At 56.3% G+C, this 18,249-nt stretch carries 12 protein-coding genes; 8 read left to right on the forward strand and 4 right to left on the reverse strand.

The annotated features are described in order from the left end of the window. Window positions 1-151: 151 nt before the first annotated feature. The 5 genes from EO156_RS14300 to EO156_RS14320 all read left to right on the forward strand — a co-directional run bounded on the left by EO156_RS14300 (window position 152) and on the right by EO156_RS14320 (window position 7,707). Window positions 152-3,997, forward strand: a complete 3,846-nt coding sequence (locus EO156_RS14300; RefSeq protein ID WP_033483014.1) for a LamG-like jellyroll fold domain-containing protein — start codon at window positions 152-154, stop codon at window positions 3,995-3,997. A gap of 187 nt (window positions 3,998-4,184) precedes the next feature. Continuing rightward, a complete protein-coding gene (locus EO156_RS14305; protein ID WP_016848837.1) occupies window positions 4,185-4,394 on the forward strand; it encodes a hypothetical protein in 210 nt (69 codons plus the stop codon). 60 nt (window positions 4,395-4,454) lie between these two features. Then, entirely contained in the window at window positions 4,455-4,838 is a 384-nt protein-coding gene (locus EO156_RS24400; protein ID WP_016848838.1) for a hypothetical protein, read from the forward strand. 241 nt (window positions 4,839-5,079) lie between these two features. Further along, complete coding sequence (locus tag EO156_RS14315) at window positions 5,080-6,765, forward strand: hypothetical protein (protein WP_078585792.1); 1,686 nt, start codon at window positions 5,080-5,082, stop codon at window positions 6,763-6,765. A gap of 126 nt (window positions 6,766-6,891) precedes the next feature. Further along, window positions 6,892-7,707, forward strand: a complete 816-nt coding sequence (locus EO156_RS14320) for a hypothetical protein (protein WP_124632033.1) — start codon at window positions 6,892-6,894, stop codon at window positions 7,705-7,707. 813 nt (window positions 7,708-8,520) lie between these two features. Here the strand turns inward: EO156_RS14320 and EO156_RS14325 are convergent. Together EO156_RS14325 and EO156_RS14330 are read right to left on the reverse strand one after the other, a co-directional pair. Then, window positions 8,521-9,969 carry an XVIPCD domain-containing protein gene (locus EO156_RS14325; RefSeq protein ID WP_026006795.1) on the reverse strand — a complete coding sequence of 483 codons (1,449 nt, stop codon included), beginning with the start codon at window positions 9,967-9,969 and terminating at the stop codon, window positions 8,521-8,523. Continuing rightward, entirely contained in the window at window positions 9,966-10,679 is a 714-nt protein-coding gene (locus EO156_RS14330) for a hypothetical protein (RefSeq protein ID WP_026006796.1), read from the reverse strand. Before EO156_RS14330 ends, EO156_RS14325 begins: the two co-directional genes overlap by 4 nt. Window positions 10,680-11,131: 452 nt before the next feature. Between EO156_RS14330 and EO156_RS14335 the strand changes: the two genes are divergently transcribed. From EO156_RS14335 to EO156_RS14350, 3 genes are all read left to right on the forward strand, one after another. Next, entirely contained in the window at window positions 11,132-11,485 is a 354-nt protein-coding gene (locus tag EO156_RS14335; protein ID WP_016848843.1) for a SymE family type I addiction module toxin, read from the forward strand. Between the two features lie 2,503 nt (window positions 11,486-13,988). Beyond that, window positions 13,989-14,135: a SymE family type I addiction module toxin gene (locus tag EO156_RS24405; protein WP_230578010.1), complete on the forward strand. Its 147-nt coding sequence runs from the start codon at window positions 13,989-13,991 to the stop codon at window positions 14,133-14,135. Window positions 14,136-14,328: 193 nt separating this feature from the next. Continuing rightward, entirely contained in the window at window positions 14,329-14,883 is a 555-nt protein-coding gene (locus tag EO156_RS14350; protein WP_144363094.1) for a hypothetical protein, read from the forward strand. A gap of 1,191 nt (window positions 14,884-16,074) precedes the next feature. Here EO156_RS14350 and EO156_RS14355 read toward each other — a convergent pair. Continuing rightward, the gene (locus tag EO156_RS14355) at window positions 16,075-16,983 is read right to left on the reverse strand and encodes an SDR family oxidoreductase (RefSeq protein WP_230578014.1); all 909 of its coding nucleotides are present in this window, start codon (window positions 16,981-16,983) and stop codon (window positions 16,075-16,077) included. Further along, complete coding sequence (locus EO156_RS14360; protein ID WP_016848846.1) at window positions 16,940-17,428, reverse strand: MarR family transcriptional regulator; 489 nt, start codon at window positions 17,426-17,428, stop codon at window positions 16,940-16,942. The genes EO156_RS14355 and EO156_RS14360 overlap by 44 nt, the downstream gene beginning before the upstream one ends. Window positions 17,429-18,249: the final 821 nt, after the last annotated feature.

The following is an 18,249-nucleotide window of genomic DNA, read 5'->3' on the forward strand; positions in this document are numbered from 1 at the left end:
TGCAGGCCATCGCGGCGCCGGGCAGGACATGAGGCAGACCCGTGCCGGCGTGGGGCTGTCATCGCCATGCAGTTTCGAATATTCGCCGCGCGGTGACCCCGTGCGGCGATGCTTTTTGAGGAGTCAGGCAGTGAGCGTGCAGAAGTGGTGGATGGGTGTGCTGTTGTTGATTGCGCTGCCGATGCGTGCGCCCGCTGCCGATGCACCGGAGTTGTTGTTCCGCGTCTCGGCCGACCAGAGCCTGCAAGCCGATGTCGCCCGCGGCGATGGCGTGCCCAATTTCCGCGACAAGATCGCGCTGGTGCCCACCGGTAAACGCGGCAACGCCATCGAATGGGCCGACGACGGCGTGCTGTCGTGGAATGCACCCGGCAACCTCTACACCCAGCGCGGCACGCTCGGCTTCTTCTGGCGTTCGCGTTACCCGGTCGGCGAAGCGCCGTTCGTGATCTTCCGCGTCGGCTACGCCGACCACACCAGCTGGGACATGGCCTGGCTGCGCATCGACTGGAACGGCCACGGCCTCGATGCCTTCGTCACCGATGCCAATCTCGCGCGCACCCGTGTCTCCTTCAAGCTCGACAAGGCTCCCGCTGCCAGCGACTGGACCCACATTGCGTTTGCCTGGGACGAAACCCGCGGCGTGCGCCTGTATGTCGACGGCAAGGAGGCCGCACGCGCAGACTGCGGCGCGCCTTGCACCAATGGCGGTTCGCTCGATTACGACGCCGCACTCGACCAGTTCGGCCTGGCCGGCCGCGTGATGTCGCCGCACCAGGTGCAGAGCCGCTACAACTTTTTGCGCGGCAGCGACTTCGACGAGATCCGCATCTACGACCGCATGCTCGACGCCAGCGGCGCCGCTGCGCTTGCGCGCCTGCAGGAACCCACCACCGCACCCGCCATCGCTGCGGACGCGCAACATGCCGCCTTCCTGCATCGCTACGGCTGGGACAACGGCCATGCGCCGCCTGTATTGACCGCTCCGGTCACCCGCATCCGCAAGGTGGAATTCACCGACGCGCGCGACCTCAAGCAATGGATGTGGAAGGCCACCGACGGCATCGCCGAAACCACCTGGCCCGGCGTCTACAACCGCTCGCGGCTGCCGGGGCGCAACGACTATTTCCAGCTGCCAGACTGGAACACCTATGTCGAAGGCGGCAAGGCACTCGACCTCACCCTGCCGGACGAACCCTTCAACCGCATCGAACTACGCGGTGCCGCCTACGGCCAGGCCACCTACGCTGCACCTAATGCACAGCCGCAACCGTTGTTCGCACGCCAGCAAGGCGTGGTGCGCAGCGTCGACCAGTTCGAAGAGCGCCGCGGCGGCACGCTGCGCTTTGCCAACACCGCGCAGGAAACGCCCATCCAGGAAATCTGGGCCTACGACGTGCAGCCGGGCGACGTGCCCAACGGCAGCGCGCAACTCAGCTACACCGTGCGCAGCGACATCCAGCCCGACTACGACAACCTCGCACCCTTGCGCGCTGTCATTGCCGGCCGCTACCCGCCAGGCGAGCGCCAGACCGTCATCGCGCTGCCCACCAAGGCACCGGCGCGCAAGCGCCCAAGCGACAAGGCCGCAGCAAGCAAGCAGCAACCCATCGTGCACATCCTGGTGCCCTCCAGCCTGGGCAACCCGCCGCCGGACCAGGCGCTGATGCGCAGTTGGTCCTACGGCTGGGAGAACATGCACGACGGCCTGGACGGCATCGCCATCACCCTGCCGGCGCTCAACCTGCCGGCCACCCACAACGGCAGCATCCCGCTCAACATCCGCATCAAGGACCCCATCTGGCCCGCACGCGACATGATCGATGTCTCGGTCTCCGTCGCCCCCGGCCAGGCCCGCACGCTGTGGCTGGATCTGCGCGACCGCATCCTCAGCAACGACAGCCTCATGCTCAGCATCGCGGCCGCTGCCCCCGGCTTCGATGCCAACGCGCTCGACGGCACCCAGCTGCAACTGGTGTTCAAGCCGCGCACCGAGGCCATCACAGAGCACGTCGCTGACCGCTTCAACCAGGTCAAGGACAACTGGGGCTTTCTGGTCGAAGAACACACCACCTCCAAGCGCCAGCTGCTCTACAAACGGCTAGATGCGGACATCACCGACCTGCTGCGCGTCGACCCGGACCACGCCCTCGGCCGCCAGTACTGGAACGACATCAGCTACGCCAACCAGGGCGCGTTGCCTGTCGAGCTGCCCACCGTACCCAAGGGCGTGCCCGCCTGGGCGTTCTGGCAGCTGCAAGACCTCAGCGTCACCCGCCGCTACATCCGCTGGTGGATCGAGCAGCGCCAGGTGGCCTACGGCGATTTCGGCGGCGGCATCTCCGACGACTCGGACCTGGTGCAGCAATGGCCCGGCGTCGCGCTGATGGGCGTGGACCCGGACATGCTCAACGCCTCCATGCTGGCGCTGTCCGATGCCAACTACCGCAACGGCATGTTTACCAATGGCCTGTCCACCATCGAAACCGACGAGCTGCATTCGTATGAGGAGGGCATCAACCTCAACAGCGCCCTGCTGTACCTCAACTGGGGCGACCCGCGCACCGTCGAGCGCCTGATGCAGACGGTCAAGGCCTTCGACACCATCATCCAGGTCAACCCGCAAGGCCACCTGCTGTTCGCCAGCAACTGGTTCGGCGGCCGCACCGTCTACCGCGAGCCCAACTGGCAATGGCAAAAACCGTACTCCTTCCCCATCGTGCACCCGGCCATCCTGCTGGGCGGCTATAACGCCGACCCCAACAGCCGCCGCATCGTCACCGGCCTGGCCGACGGCTATCTCGCCCACGCCTACACCAACGCCAAGGGCAATTGGGCGCTGCCCAACGAGATCAACTGGCAAACCGGCAAAACCCGCGGCGGCGAACTGTTCGAAGGCAGCGGCGGCGCCGACACCTTGCACACCTTCTGGGCCGCCTACCGCTTCACTGGCGAAGATCGCTATCTCAAGCCGATTAACTACCGTGTCGCCAACAGCGGCCCGAATGGTTTATCGCTGCTCAACGAAAACTTCCTCGACGTCATGGGCAAGCGCAGCGACTGGAGCGCCAAGCTCATCGACGCCGCAAATAAAGACGATGACAGCGCCCCGGACTTCCCGCACCACGTGGCCTGGGAGCAGACCGGCAATCTCGATTATCTCGCTTCCATTTACCGCAGCGAGACAAGAGAGAAACTGCAGAACTTCTACATGAACACCGAAGGCCACTGGTGGAGCGACCGCGTGGAATCCCCCACGGTCAACCTGCAACGCGCACGCCTTGGCGGCGTGGCCCTCAAGCGCAACCAGACCTACCCCGGCCACATCGTGAGCTGGCGCTTCGCCGATCCAGAAGCGGCGACCCAGGTCGCTATCGCCATCCCCGCACCCCGGCAAGACCGCTTCACCGTCATCGCCTACAACACCTCCAGTAAACCTCAGCGCGCCAGCATGACCGGCTGGAACGTCGCCCCGGGCCAATGGCGTATCACCCAGGGCGTGAGCAAAGCCAATGACGGCAAGCTCGACAGCAACGCCAAAACGCAAGAGGTCGCTTTCGAAAAAAGCGCAGCCATCGACATCGACTTCCCCGCAGGCCGCACCACCGTCCTGCAGCTCGAACGTATCGCAGCCACCACCCCGGTCGAACTACGCCCGGACCTTGGCATCGGCCACGGCGACGTGCGCGTGACTGCAGATGCCATCGAAGTGACCGTGCACAGCCTCGGTCATGCCGACGCACCAGCCGGGTTTGTGGTGCTGGAAGATGCGCGTGGGAAGGAGCTGGCAAGAGCCGCGTTCCCGGCACTCGCGGCACCACGCGATCTGCAGCCGATCACCACGCAGGTGCGCCTGCCGCTGGCCAACGCCGCAAACACAAAAACCGCGCAACTGCGCGTCATCACCGATGGTAACGTCGCAGAGATTACCGAACTCAACAATAAGCTGCCGCTGCCGACCCCAACCACCGCGCCAACGATAAAAAACAGCCCATAACCAAACTCACCCATCCCTTCTCCCGCACGCGGGAGAAGGTGCCCGAAGGGCGGATGAGGGCAAAGCCGATAAAGCCAACGATCATTCGCGCAAGCGCATTGACGCAATCCAAAAACTCGGCGAGGATCGAGGCACGCAGGACTTAATGCAGCCGCAAAGCCACACATTTCTTCAGGGGGAAGAAAAAATGTTGAGCAAGGCATGGAGCATCGCGGCACTGACTGTGGCCGCACTCGGTGTGTTTACCCCAACAGCGCAAGCGCGCGTCAGGGCCGCCGGTTCGCACCACACCACCAGTCACGGCGGTCACTACAGCGCAGGCCACGGCGCCTCGCACAAGGGTGGCAGCTACCGCAGCATCAGTACCAACAACCACTATCGGCGTCACAAGTCCTAGCAGGCCTCAAGCCAACGCCACTCGGAAGTGCTGCGTAATGCAGGAACTAGGACGCAAAGAATGCGCTATCAAAAACTCCTGAAGCTGCTCGCCGGCCTTGCCGGGGTCATGCTCGCGGCGACAGGCGCATTGCTGTTGGCGCTGGTTGCAGTAGGCCAGGTACGTGAGGGACAGACGAGTGCATTGATCAGCGGCATCGGATTTCTGGTGATGGCCGCTCCCGCGCTGGCAATGCCGTTTTCCTTACGCGTCGCCAAGCGATTGCTGATGCTGACGCTGTGCTGCCTCGCGGCACTCGCGATTTGGCTTTCTTTCTGGCCGAAGGAGGGCGTGATGCCGACGCTCCAACTGCGAATCGCCGTCCTTGCGTTCCCGGCACTTCTGATACTTCGCATGCTTCTGGCCCGTCGTCGCAAGTTAACTAAGTTTGTCTCTGATAGCTGATTTAAACGCGGCCGCTTTTATGGATCAGGCCTGTGGTAGATGATGGATAAATTTAATAAAAATAAAAATTCTTCACCGAATCTCTTCTGGAGATATCCGTTGATATCCAAAATTAGTAATGAAGCGGAAGGAAAATCCAAAGACATGTGTCAATACGTTAGTGGCCAAGGCCGAGGCGTTTGAAAAGTCATCTCCACTATTTTTCCGTTTATCTCCCTGGTAAATATAGATTGCATATCTCATGAATGAAATCATCGAGCCGCAGCCGAAGAAAAACTATTTAAAATCGGCAATTGCCAAGATATACGGAGATGAAGACGATTTCATACTTCTTGGATTGACCGGTCGCACGGGAAGTGGTTGTAGCACTTCGGCAAAAATCCTTCAATCTCCGAAAGATAAAATCAAACATAGCCTGTTCAATGGGAACTCGCCAGAGACGAACGAGCAAAGAAAGGAGCGGATAGTGTATCGGCACTTTGCCGCTACATGGAGCCCATTTTTATTGATTCAAGTCAGATCAATTATAACAACTTTCCTTCTTGATGAAGATGTTAATGATGTAAGCGAGAAATTTTCCCATCTTTTAGCTGATGCAGATCTTAAGGGCAAGTTTGCAGAATTGCTTTCAGAGCTCCAAATACCCTATGACAGCCTTTCTAAAGCTGAACTAGATGACCCGACGATCTATTACACGCAGACGCTACCAGAGAAGTGCGACGCACTGAAAATGCTTCTGGGTGAGAGTGTTTTCGTTAAATTATACCAGGAAGTAGGTAGAAATCTGCGTCTGTCAGGAAGCCCGTACAAAAATGAGGTGGTGGAGGGCCAATTCTTCACAATTGCGGAACGTATCAACTCTGTCGTCAAGCAGATCCACGGTTTTCAAAAGAAACGGCAGCAAAATACATTCATAGTTATTGATGCAATACGAAACCCCTTGGAAGCTATATTTTTTCAAGATCGGTACGCATCCTTTTTTCTCGTTGCCGTTTCGTCTCCAGATAACCATCGCGTACGAAGATTGCGTGAACAGAGATACTCTGAAGATGACATAACATCGCTAGATAATACAGAATATACGCCGCACGATCTCGATGAACCCGATTTTTATTCGGTGCAGGATATTCAGGCCTGTCTTCAACGAGCAGATTTGTACATAAGCAATCCTGACGTGACGTCAGAAGTTAATAAGTATCAAGCCCTTGCAAATCAAATTATTAGCTTTGTATCGCTCATCAGAAGGCCTGGAATAACTACGCCAAGTGCGGTAGAGCGGTGTATGCAAATTGCTTATACTGCGAAGCTAAATTCAGGCTGTATATCTCGTCAAGTAGGCGCAGTTGTAACGGACATGAACTATTCTGTACGCGCTTTGGGATGGAACGATGCGCCGCATGGACAAGTGCCGTGCAATTTGCGAAACCGCGACGACTTGATTGGTGGCGCCGACTCGTCTGCTTACAGTGAATTTGAAAAGACAGACGAAAAATATTTAACGCACTTTAGAGCAAGCACTGAACGTTTCAGAGAAATTGAACTAAATGGGAGGAATAATTCGTTCTGCTTCAAGTCGGAGTATAACAATTTCAAGTGTGAAAGAAATCAAGTGCACGCAAGATCGCTACATGCCGAAGAAAATGCCTTTCTACAGATATCAAAATACGGACTTGCAGCAATCCAAGGGGGTATACTGTTTACTACCGCAAGTCCATGCGAATTATGTGCAAAGAAAGCATATCAACTTGGAATAGTCGATATCGTTTACATCGATCCATATCCCGGGATCGCACTTACTCATATTCTTAATGGCGGAACTAACAATCCAAAATTAACTTTGTTTTCAGGTGCCATAGGCAGAGCATTTCACCGACTTTATTCGCCTATAGTTGCCTATAAGGATGAATTGAACGCCCTCATAAAGTAATTCTATAACGTTTAAGAATTGAGACTTGCCGAGCCAGATTATTAATATAGCTCGTTAGCCAATGCAAGTGATCGGAATATTCTTGCTAGAAAAACTGTACCCGCTTTCTCTAACGAGCTATTAAATGTGAAAAACACCTCAAAGGAAGTAACAAATCTTCGTACCTACGTGGTGTCGTCAGCGGTTTTTATCGGCGGCGTAATCCTTCTTATATGCGCAGAGTGGTTTAATTTTTCGAGAGGATATCTTTGGCTGAAGTCCATCACGTCCAACTTCGGGGCATTATTGATCGCTTCAGTATCCATAGCAATGCTTTGGGAGCTCTTCTCTAAAAGAAGCTTCCTGGATGAGTTGCTAGCTAAAACAGGTTTGGCCGAAGAGATTCGCACCGTTGGAGTGACGGGGTTCTCTTTAAACCCGTTAAGAGGCCCGGATTTCTCAAAAATAATAAGATCTTCTGAGCGGCTTGATATATTTGTATGTTATGCAAATACATGGAGGGCTAATTTTGAGGAAGACCTTAAATTGCTTGCTCAAAAGAAAAGTTGTCGAATTCGCTTAATTGTTCCTGATCCGGACAACATGGAAATCATGAAGGATCTTGCAAAAAGATTTAACGCGAGCGACGCCGAAACGATGAAGGGTAGAATTAATCAAGCAATTACTGAGTACAAAGCGCTTTTCGGATCCATATCAAATTCCAGTTTGGACTTTAGTATCTGGATTCATGACGAAACCCCAGTGTCTAGCTTCTATCGCTTTGATCGTTGCGCTGTAATAACGCTTTACAAGCATGCCAAAGGGAGGGGGAATGCACCTACCATTATAGCTGACCGCGGCGGTGCTCTTTATACATATATAGAAAATGAGATAGACTCAATGATAAATGGGGTAGATCCTTTTGGACGACTTGCTCGGCAAATTTTTCCAGAGATTGTATAAATAAAATAAAATAAAACAACGGAATCGGGTTCTGAGGTATCTACGTGCGTTTACAGCACAATGTCATCTGCGCGCTCACAGGAAAACGGGGTCAGGTTAACTTCTTGAGGTAAGTGTGCCAGATAGAAGCGAAAAAAGGTCGGGTGCAATTAATAAGTAAACATGCATCCGTTTCTTGATTTGACCTTGTTACAAATCCTTTTACAGTGCGCCAAGAACGGGGGTCAGGTTCTAAGGTATCCCCATGTTTTACAGCACCAACGTCATCTGCGCGCGCACGGCTTCCGGCAATGTGCGCAAGCGGTCGGAAAACGGGGTCAGGTTCACTTCTTGAGGTAAGAGTGCCATATAAAAGAGAAAAAATAGGCCATGAGAAATTACTAAGTCAACCTGAACCCGTTCCTCGATCCAACGTTGTCACGAATCCTTTTGCAGTTCGTCATCTTTGTTCGTCGGTTAATTACTAGGAGTTTTAATCATGAGCACTGCTCTCGTCGTCATTGCAATCCTTGCTGTCGCAATAGGCGTTCTGTCGCTTAGTCAGGCGACAATGGGCGTGGGGGTCATTGCTATAGGTTGCTTCATAGGAATTCTTGCAAGGATTGCGCAAGCCTCCGAGCACAATAGGGCTGCAATCTTACGCGGCAACTCCTAACAATTCGTTCAAGCCAACGCCGCTTCCCAGGGCGGCTTGATTGGGACGTTAGACGTTACATTGAGGACGGGTCAGATTCATTTAGGCATCAGCCCCCGTTCCTTGTCGAGAGCGAGGGGCTGCCAACCGTTTGATGATAGGTGCGTCGCGTCATCGCCTCAAAGTGACGGAACGGGACCCCGCTGTTGCTGCTCCTGCGAGCGCTGCTGTTCCACTACCAGCTCTTGCGTGCGCTCCTGCGCTAGTCGCTGGTTGACAGATTCCAGTTGGGTATAGCTATCTTGAACAGGCCGCTGCGCTGCATCGGCCGTCGGCATATGAGCGCGCAGCATGGCCGGATCCTTTGGATCGCCTTGCACTACGAACAGGGTCTGCGCAGCGGGCAGGTCTCTGGTCCTTTCGCTGAGCAGCACGTGGTCCACCCGAGTTAGTCCATTGTCTTTGGCTAGCGTCAGCAGACTCGCGGTCATCCGCTCGCTGGTAGCGTCGAACGTGCGGCCATTGGCGGCGTCCAGCTGCTCTACCTTGCTCCGGATCTGCTGATGCATGGCGTGGTCCGGGTGCCCCGCCTCTGCAGGCGTCAATGCGCGTCCAGGCTCATTCGGTGCCACAAGATTGGGAGAACTGACACCGCGTGCGCCAGTGTCCTTGAGCTGCACCATGCCATAGCCATCCTTGCCCAGGTCAACGGTGTTGAACGTCTTCGCAGATCCTAGCTCCAGCCCGTTGCGCTCCAGCTGTCTTGGGTCAAGTCCCAGGGATTTGAGATCGATGCGGACCTCTGGCGGCTTGCGGTCATGTGCCAGATGCGCGTAGCTCTGCGCGATGTGGCTGATCGGGTTGACGCCATAGTAATTCCGGTAATCGGAGTCGCCATGAGGTCCTAGCGTGCCGCGACCGTCGTAGAAGCACTGTTCCACCGACTTTGTCAGCGCATCATTACGTGAGAACGGGCGCGTCGTTAGCTCTTCATATGTCAGTCCGTTGGCAAACTGCGGTGGAGCAACCCCTCTGTCCACACAACGCGTGGTCGAGCGCTGGAGTAGCCGAAGTTCGACCATTGCATCAGACATCCCAGGGTTCTGATGCTTGATGCGGTCGTGAAGCGCACGCATGCCTGAAATCTCTGAGAGCGCCTCATCCTCCCGAGTGCTATCCAGATAGACGCGTGTTGGGCCGGTAAGGTCGACCTGACCTTCGCGATTCTCGTGCGCCTCCTGCAGCTGGCTGCTCATTGTCTTTGCGAACTCTGCCAGTGCCTGAGCGCGGTGTTCTGCCAGCACGCCATGCATCGTCTCATGCCCGAGTACTTCGGTGATGTAGTCAATCCGCTGCGCGCCGGTGAAGTCGCTGAACGCTGCAGCGCTGATGTTGAGCGTGCCAGCGCTCCCATTCTTGCCATCCTGGAAGTGGCCGCCGTTGTTCTGGCCATGCGAGACCGCAATCGATCCGATATGCCCATTCTCTATCGCATTACCAAGCAGGTTCGATAGGTAGGGCGATTCTGATAGCGCTTGACGAATACTGGACTCGGCCTCTTTTGGAAGGCGCGGATCGTTTGCCATGCGTCCCAGCAGAGGTTCGATTCTTGGATCGACACCTATCATGACTTGCCCCCATCGATCTGCATGCCGTAAGCGCATTCGCGCGAACCACTGTCCTGGCTGGTTCGGTAGATCAGCAACGCGACGGAGAAACCTTGCGTCCCATTACTGAGTGGGCGCCAATGCTGGCGCAGCCATCCTCCCTGGAAAGGCCTTTGCCCACCACGCTTGTACCCCATCTCCTCGAGTTTCCGTGACAGCGTTGTTGCATCCCAAACACAACGCGAGGTAGGCGTGCGCGTTGGGTCGATACGTTCGGGCAGACCGACGGCGACCTCCATACTTGAGAAGATTTTTTCCGCGGGTACATGGCTTGCGTAAAAGGTGTACCCGTCGCTGAGGGAAATATCTTTCATGATGTAGAAAGGATGCAGGGAGTCCGAGGTGCCAGCGAACCTCGTACCCAGCGCGACCTCCAGCCGCCGGTAATTCATGTCGGCCGGTGACTTGAATCCATCGACAAACTTCAACAACCGGGCTTCCAGCTCTTGAGAACTAATGCTGGGCTTGTTTGGCTGCGAGCGCTCGCCTGCGATCGGATCCTGCACGGTGACCGGTACTGATGGGGATGACGTGGTGGAATCCTTCTTAGGGTCGGCGCACGCGCCCTGAAGTCCCGCCACAAGGAGCAGCAACAAAAGGGAAAAGAAGCTTCTTCCTGTTCTTATGTGCTGGGTATCCTCAGGCTCTTCGCTTCCAGGGCCCCATTTCATGGCCTGCCTCCATCGATCTTGACGCCATAACGCACTCTTGTTAACCGTTTTGGTCATTGCTCTGGTAGATGAGCAATGAGTGCGCTCGCGGTAGCACTCTGCCTTCTCCAATCCAACGCTGGCTCTACTGCTCCAAACGGCAAGCAAGATCTTCCATCAACCCTCTACAGATTGCCAGCCTCGACCGGTTGACATGTCACGCGGCGCGTAGCAGTCTTTTGGCCACGGAGCGTAGAAACTCCTAAGACAGCGGTACCCACCTCCGAAATCCCGGTGGGTTTTTTGTGCCTGCAGCTTGCTGCGGGCGCAGCCGACGCGTTGCCTGCGTCGGGAGGGTGGCTAATACAATACCCCTCGGGGAAATACGCCCGCCGTCTGTCTTCGGTTTCTAACCTCCCGACATCCCGTCGCCACCCGGCGGCGGGGGCCTGTTCGTCAAGGAGGGCTTTGCAATGCGTCGATCCACGTCCAGTCCCAAGCCCGCGCGCAAGCGCGCCATGGTGCCGCCGCCCTCCGAGATCGGCTGGCACTCGCTCGACCCAACGATCAAACCGCGACCCTATCTCGAGCGCACTCCCATCCCCGAGCCCCGCCCCGATCCCAGCAAACCGCGCCGCCCAGGTCACCCGCGTGCCCCGCAACACTGCACCGTCGGCTACGGCTACTACCCCGACAGCCACCAACGCATCCCCACGCTGCGCCTGCGCGGCCGCTGGCTGGAACAACTCGGCTTCACCATCGGCAGCAAACTCAACATAAGCATGCGCAACGGCGAGCTGATCGTCACCGTAGCACCTGCAGAGTGACCAACCCGCCGCGCCTATGCGCAGCGCGTGCCCCCAGTTGGAGAACTCGCACGGTGAATGACACCCTGGCCGGCACCTTCGGCACATCCCCGCGCTTCGGCAGCAATTGGATGTCGCTGCCAGTCGAACGCGCGACCAGCGAAGAACGGGCTTAGGTTCACTTAAGAAGTCGACCTGGCGTCACTCCATTCAAATTGAATTCCTGAAACTTTAGTGCAATAGATCTAGCCGCAATAGGCTAGTTGATTTTCATCGCATACATGTTTGCTGCTGCCACTCCAGCGGTCTTGTCGAAATATATGATGGTGATTGGTAGTGGGTCGCCAGGCTGACAGGTGCCCGGGCTACTCGGGATGCTCGGCAGAGTGGCCATGCCACTAGACGTTACATTCAAGCAAGCTTTTGGCCGATAAATCAATTTTGATGATCCAGTAACGTCCACCTCGGCACCTGCGGGGTTAACTAGCGTGACTTGAATCTGGAATGAGGCTCCACGGGCGATGCCAATCTGAGCAGATGCTGCTTTCTGGAGCAGTTCATCCTGAGAAGTTATCTTCGATAGCTCCCATTCTCCTACTAACTGGTTTCCGGAAATCGCTGCACGGATGGTCCAAGTAGGTGGAGCGTCGTTCTGTGCACGGGCGCCCATTGAGCTAGCGGCGAGAAGCAAAAAAATTAGGGCTCGGCTCGGCATACCTTTCCTCCAAATCCAGAATTAATATCAATGGGTAAGCCACGCGCATTGCGACTAGCAAGGCACTGCGATCTCACTCTCTCACGAGCCAAGCGAACGAAGACGACGCCAAATTCGTAGTACTGGTTAGGATATCCAGGGTCCGTTTTAAGTAGGCACGGTGCAATTTGGTCTCCGACCAAGTCCCAGTCTTTCTGCGTTCCACATCCATGTGCTTCAAGCGCAGCCTTGAGGTCTATTTGAACGTGATTCCAGCCCATAGTCGAGAAACACTCTCTATCCGCGATCCACTTGCCACCAGGTACCACGCTCAACAGGCTCTGCATTGCGCCACAGTTAGTCTCCACTATTGGCCAGATGCCATCCCCGTCTAGATAAGGCCTGGTGAACGCAGGGATCACCAAATCCATCCATTGGCAATTATCCATTTGGCAGCGCAATTCACATGATTTTCTGGCGATGCACTCTTGCTGGTTATGGAAAAGACGACGGGGATCAATCTGGCTCTTTCGAGTTGCTTGAAGTTCCGCCACGCTTTCTCCGCATCCGAAAGTACTATTTTCTGGATAGCCTGGACAGGCGCCAGGAACACGCCAGCACTCGCCTGTGTCGTAGTCCTTCACGACGAATCCTGGCCTACAGCTTGCACTTACAATTATGCTTCGTACGTATGGAGCTGGACTGGATGGGGGTGACAGACCGTCAGGCCGATAGGTGTAGCATTGATGAGTGAAGTCAACACGCCCCATCCACTGCTGTGGGAACGAGTAATAGACAACGGGGAATGTTGCCACCTCAGCCCTTTCGCATTTACGCCGCCATACCGATTGAATCTCAGGGACATCCCAACCATCAATTTCGAGATAATCCGCGATGGCTCTAGACGCTGCCTCACTTTCCCAAGAATACATTTCGGTCCGATACCCAAATGGATCACGTGATCCGCCATTGTAAATGTCGCACGGACCCGACTGGCAAACGGCAAAGTACTGAAGGTTTTGTTTTGGATTCTGCGCGACGGCTTGGTCGGCGACTGACAATCCTATGAACATGAAAATTGCTGTAAGAACATCCCTCACCGAATTGGAAGAAAAAGCGTCTTGCATGTTGTGTAAGCCTCGAATTGGTTCGGGAAATCCCCATTGATGTACCGGCCAGCTATTTGTGCGAGAGCCTCTAGCCTTATTTGCGAACCCAGCTCCCATGATATTACATTGAATTCGTACGGCGGCGAGACGGCCAGGGCTCCGCGGACATTCACTGTGAAAGGGTGGGCAAGCTTGTTTGTTGAGATAGATTGGCAGGCTGGGACTCAGAGAAATCTTGCGCGTATCTCATCGGCAGGGTTGCACTCTCGGTGTGCCACCACAGCAGTTGACACCCCAGCACGCCCCTAGCAATCTCTACCTCAAGGAGCGTAGAAACTCCTCTAACCCTGGTGCTCACCTCCGTCGAACCGGTGTTTTTTTGCCTGCAGATTCTGTGGTTGCAACCGACGCGATGCCTGTGTCGGGAGTACGGCTGGCAACATCCTTCGGGGAAATACGCCCGTCGTCAGTCTTCGGTTTCTAACCTCCCGACATCCCGTCACCACCCGGCGTCGGGGCCTGTTCGTCAAGGAGGACTTTGCCATGCGTCGACCCACGTCCAGTCCCGAGCCAGCGCGCAAGCGCGCCACGGTGCCGCCACCCACCGAAATCGGCTGGCACTCGCTCGACCTCTCGATCACCCCGCGACGCTATTTCGAGCGCACCCCCATCCCCGAGCTCCGTCCCGATCCCAGCAAACCGCGTCGCCCAGGACACCCGCGTGCCCCCGCAACACTGTACCGTGGGCTACGGCTACTACCCCGACAGCCACCAACGCATCCCCACGCTGCGCCTACGCGACCGCTGGATGGAACAACTCGGCTTCACCATCGGCGAGAAGCGGGGTCAGATTCACTTCAGGAGATAAGCCGGCCGGATAAGTACTAAGAGATATCTTCCGCGAGCCGAGTCGGGAGGGCAGCACCGCATAGACGGCCGAGCATAAGCGGCCTCTAATTTCTCCAGCTACCACCAGGCGGCGTGGCCCAGCTGCGCGTGGCGATTGACGGCGGGCAGGAAGTCGATGAAGATCATGTCATACCACGCGTAAGTAGACCAATATGGATAGAAAGCTAATGGTTTTTATTCCAATTTGCTATGGATTCCTGACTTATTGGCTAACCCACTCTTGGCAGTCGACCCAATTCGCAAACGAAATTTTTGGCTATCATTATCGCGACCTTGCTATTCTTTTGCTCTCTATTGCACCGTGGGTGATTGCTTATTTTCCGCTACGCGCCAAGTTACCAAGACCTTCGTTATTATCCCGCGCACTCCTCGGAGTTGCATCATGCGTGCTTCTTCTCAATATCGCGTATCACGCGTACTACATCACCCGCCCATCCGCCACGACATTCGAGTTGCGGCTAATTGATAGACTGGACTTCTGGCTTAGATTCTTAGCGGGCTTCACCAAGCCGCTTGTATTGGTTGCATGCATCAGCTACCCAATATTTGCCGTCATCCGGATACTTAAAAGGGGACGTTCTGCTGGATTGAAAATGACGAGGTCAGATTCACTTGAAGAGCGACCTGGCCCCGATTTCGAAGCAGACTTGCAAGGGGCGAAGCCGATCACGCGATCACGTGTTTCGGGCGCACGTCGCGCAGAGTAGACAGTGGCTTTAGCTAGCGGATGAGTTGTGCGCTAATTTAACCATCTACATATTATATGACACGTAACTGATGCTATGCTTGTCCGTGGTAAAGCTGCAAATTTTGCCTTCAAATTTCTCGAGCGTGAGACTGAAGTTACCTGGCATCTTGCCTGTCTGGCTAAGGCAATGTTGTTCCACAATGCCGCGTAATTATATTGAGCTTATAAAGTAATACGAGGCGTATGAGTCGATCGTACACTCGGACTCTTGTATTTAGTTTCATGCGGCAGAAGAACGCAGTCAGGAGCAGCTACTAAGTCAGATTGACTTCAGTCTTCGCCAACACTCCATCACCATGCGGCGGTCATCGACCCTCGCGATGACAGTGCTCTTGCAACTCTACGGTCTGTCGCTCATGAGCATGGCGGCCGCGGTTGAGTGCAGTCACAGAACGTACGATGGATCAGGCGGCGCGCGTCTGTCTGACGCCCCGTAGGGCTGGACTGGCCAACAGCGCCCGTTGGCACGGCGGCTCGCTAGCCGTGCCCAATCCTCACACCGCGCACGGTCGACATGATAACCTGACCACCGCCATTCTGGCGAAGTGAGCGGCGTTCCTGGTAGGCACGTAAACGTACGGCGCGATTACCCGCAAAGCAGAGAACGATGTCGGGTTTACTTAGAAGCCTAACCTGAGTTCGTTATCCGGATTAGATTGCTCGGTGCACATGGCCACTAACCCTGCAGAGACAGCACTTCTTGACGCCCTCGATCACCACGACGCGTTGGTGCGGCAGTGCGCTGTCGGTGCTTTATCGTTCCGAGAATTCTGCGCGGCGTAGGAGAACTTTTACTGGGTGCATGCGCTTGACGGGCATGAATCAGATTCTGCAGGCCAAGCGCTACTCGACCGGCTTGCAACGCGCATCGCTCCACATCATGTATTAGCCGAGACTGTCCTGGGCCGTGTTTGTTTTGATACAAATGCCAATATTGGAAAGGCCGGTAGAATCAGTTCCGAGGAAGCGTTGGTTCGCCTTAGGCGCATCGCCGCCGAACTCCTCTATTAAAGGGCGTCACGACTAACTTAAGGTGAACCTAATCGGCGATGCGGTTCAATGAAGAGCTCGTCTCTCAGTGTTTCCATCTGCCGGCGGTAAGAACAGGGTCGGCGTGCTGCGCAGTCAACCCAACCCAGTTGTCAGGGGGCTACCCAACAAACACCTGCCGATGATCGCGGACAAACTCATCGAATGTATGCGGCCGCTTCCCGGTGAGCCGCTCGATCTCGAACGTGGGATCGATGTCATGATGGCCTGCCACCACATCTGCGAATTGCACGGTCAGGCCCTTGGCCATCCACGGCGAGTTGCCGGTCGCACGCATCAATACGCGAAACACCGGCGTTGGCAAGTCGAGATAACGCACCTTACGCCCGATGACTTGCGATAGACGCGAGGTTGCCGTTTGCATGTCGAGCGTCTCAGGACCAGTGAGGAAATAGGTTGCGCCTGCGTGCCCTTCTTCGGTCAGTACCGTAGAGGCCACGCGCGCGATGTCGCGTAGGTCGATCCACGACACGCTGCCCCGGCCTGCCGCCATCGGAAATAGGCCCTTGGCGATCGGATCCTTGAACCACAGGAAGTTCTGCATGTACGCGGTGGGCTTGAGGATGGTCCACGCGATGCCTGAGGCGCGCGGGTGGTGATCGATCAGCGCATGCGATTTCGCCCACGGCACCGGTGAGCGCACGTTGCAATCGGATGCCGACACTTTCACGATCCGGCCGATGCCGGCACGCTTGGCCGCATCGATGGCGGCCGTCTCCTGGACCACCTGCCCGGGTGTGGGCGGGGTGATGAGAAACAGCGTGCCGCAGCCCTGCATTGCGCCTTTCAGCGTTTCGGGTGTGTCGAAGTCGCCCAGCACGGCATCCACGCCCTTCTGTTGCAGGTCATCCACCTGCTCCTGCTTGCGGCACATTGCGCGAAACGCCGTGCCTGCTTCCTGCAAGAGCCTGCACAGTTCGCCGCCGATACCGCCCGTGGCACCTGATACCAGAATCATGATTGCGTTACTCCTGCAGTTTGACGATGGAACTGGAAGCGCTAGGCGCATCACCCAGATACTCCGAGATGACGGCGCTCATCTCTTCGAGCGTGCGGACGGCATCGCGGATGCGATCGATGCCGATCTTGTCCGCAATTGCTTGATCGACGGGGGCAACGGCGTTTTCGGCGCCCTTGACGGCCTGGATGCCCGCGCGAGTAAGGACAACGAGCTTGGCGCGTAGGTGCTGCGGGTTCGGCTGGAACTCGACCAGTCCATGCTCGGCAAGTACATCGACGATGCGCTGCACTGCCTGCCGGGTGAGTCCCATGTTGCGCGCGATCGAGGCGGCGGGAAGTGGCGTCGGCGCGTAGTGGAGCGCGGCCAGCACTTGCCACCACGCACTGGTGAGCCCCAGGTGAGCAACCAGCTCATTGCCGGCGCTGACCAGGCGGCCGTTGGCTGCGAACACCGCCAGCGCCAACTCGCGGACATGCTGGTTGTCGGTCTGCATACGATTGCCGTTGTTTAATTCGACAGCATGTTGTCAATCTGGCGGTGATCTGCAGGTGATTGCATGGGCTAGGGGACGGCTACGAAACGTGGGCTCACCACGAACAAAAAAAAGCGGGCCAAGCGGGTAACCCGTCTTGAGAGTGATCTGTGCAATCGACGCACAGCGGCCAAGCATGTCGGTGGCGAAATGCAGGGAAAGTTGCCTGGCAGATCAGCTGAAAAGTTAATCAATGAAATGGTTTTGGTGGTTCATTGTCATCAGACGAGCACGCAGCGCGAGTGCAGCGGAGCACGCGGTTTTCCTTGGCATCGCTCAAGCGCTGTGTCCCATGGAATTGAGGTCTGCCGATGCGGCGGGTCTGATACTGAAGTTACTTGCCCGACCCAATGCGATCGGTCGGCGAGACGCGCCCGCCTTGGTGGCGCCGACCTAGCTGATGCACTCCCTGGTTGGTCCAGCTATCGGCCTGCACCGTATTGGTCGGCCTTGCCTACGTGGCGCCTGTCACCCGGCAGCGCATGCGATCGCCAACGGCAATGGGAGATGCCGTGCGCACGCCCCACAGCCGCGCTTGTTTGATTTTCGTCAATTCCACCGACACATGAAATTCGCAGGGGGGGTGCTTGACTGCATGGGTCAAGAATCGTTGCGGAGTCGCGCATGAGTGCAGTCACGGGTGGCAGGGTCGGTCGGGCAGCGTGCCGGCAAGCGTCAATACGGCAAGGTTCGGTACGTAGTGATGGTGGTGCGGCGCGCGGTGAGCAAAGGCTCGCAAGACTGCCACGTGGCACGCGTCCGCTGGCTTCCCACGTGACGGT

The sequence above is a fragment of the Xanthomonas sp. DAR33341 genome (genome assembly GCF_003992815.1).
Classification (GTDB): domain Bacteria; phylum Pseudomonadota; class Gammaproteobacteria; order Xanthomonadales; family Xanthomonadaceae; genus Xanthomonas; species Xanthomonas cissicola.

What these genes read in the sequence shown, in the direction of transcription:
- EO156_RS24400 (WP_016848838.1), top strand. Translation starts at nt 4,455, where the DNA reads ATGCGCTATCAAAAACTCCTGAAGCTGCTCGCCGGCCTTGCCGGGGTC.
- EO156_RS14350 (WP_144363094.1), top strand. Translation starts at nt 14,329, where the DNA reads ATGGATAGAAAGCTAATGGTTTTTATTCCAATTTGCTATGGATTCCTG.
- EO156_RS14335 (WP_016848843.1), top strand. Translation starts at nt 11,132, where the DNA reads ATGCGTCGATCCACGTCCAGTCCCAAGCCCGCGCGCAAGCGCGCCATG.
- EO156_RS14360 (WP_016848846.1), bottom strand. Translation starts at nt 17,428, where the DNA reads ATGCAGACCGACAACCAGCATGTCCGCGAGTTGGCGCTGGCGGTGTTC.
- EO156_RS14315 (WP_078585792.1), top strand. Translation starts at nt 5,080, where the DNA reads ATGAATGAAATCATCGAGCCGCAGCCGAAGAAAAACTATTTAAAATCG.
- EO156_RS14305 (WP_016848837.1), top strand. Translation starts at nt 4,185, where the DNA reads ATGTTGAGCAAGGCATGGAGCATCGCGGCACTGACTGTGGCCGCACTC.
- EO156_RS14330 (WP_026006796.1), bottom strand. Translation starts at nt 10,679, where the DNA reads ATGAAATGGGGCCCTGGAAGCGAAGAGCCTGAGGATACCCAGCACATA.
- EO156_RS14300 (WP_033483014.1), top strand. Translation starts at nt 152, where the DNA reads ATGGGTGTGCTGTTGTTGATTGCGCTGCCGATGCGTGCGCCCGCTGCC.
- EO156_RS14355 (WP_230578014.1), bottom strand. Translation starts at nt 16,983, where the DNA reads ATGCGCCTAGCGCTTCCAGTTCCATCGTCAAACTGCAGGAGTAACGCA.
- EO156_RS14325 (WP_026006795.1), bottom strand. Translation starts at nt 9,969, where the DNA reads ATGATAGGTGTCGATCCAAGAATCGAACCTCTGCTGGGACGCATGGCA.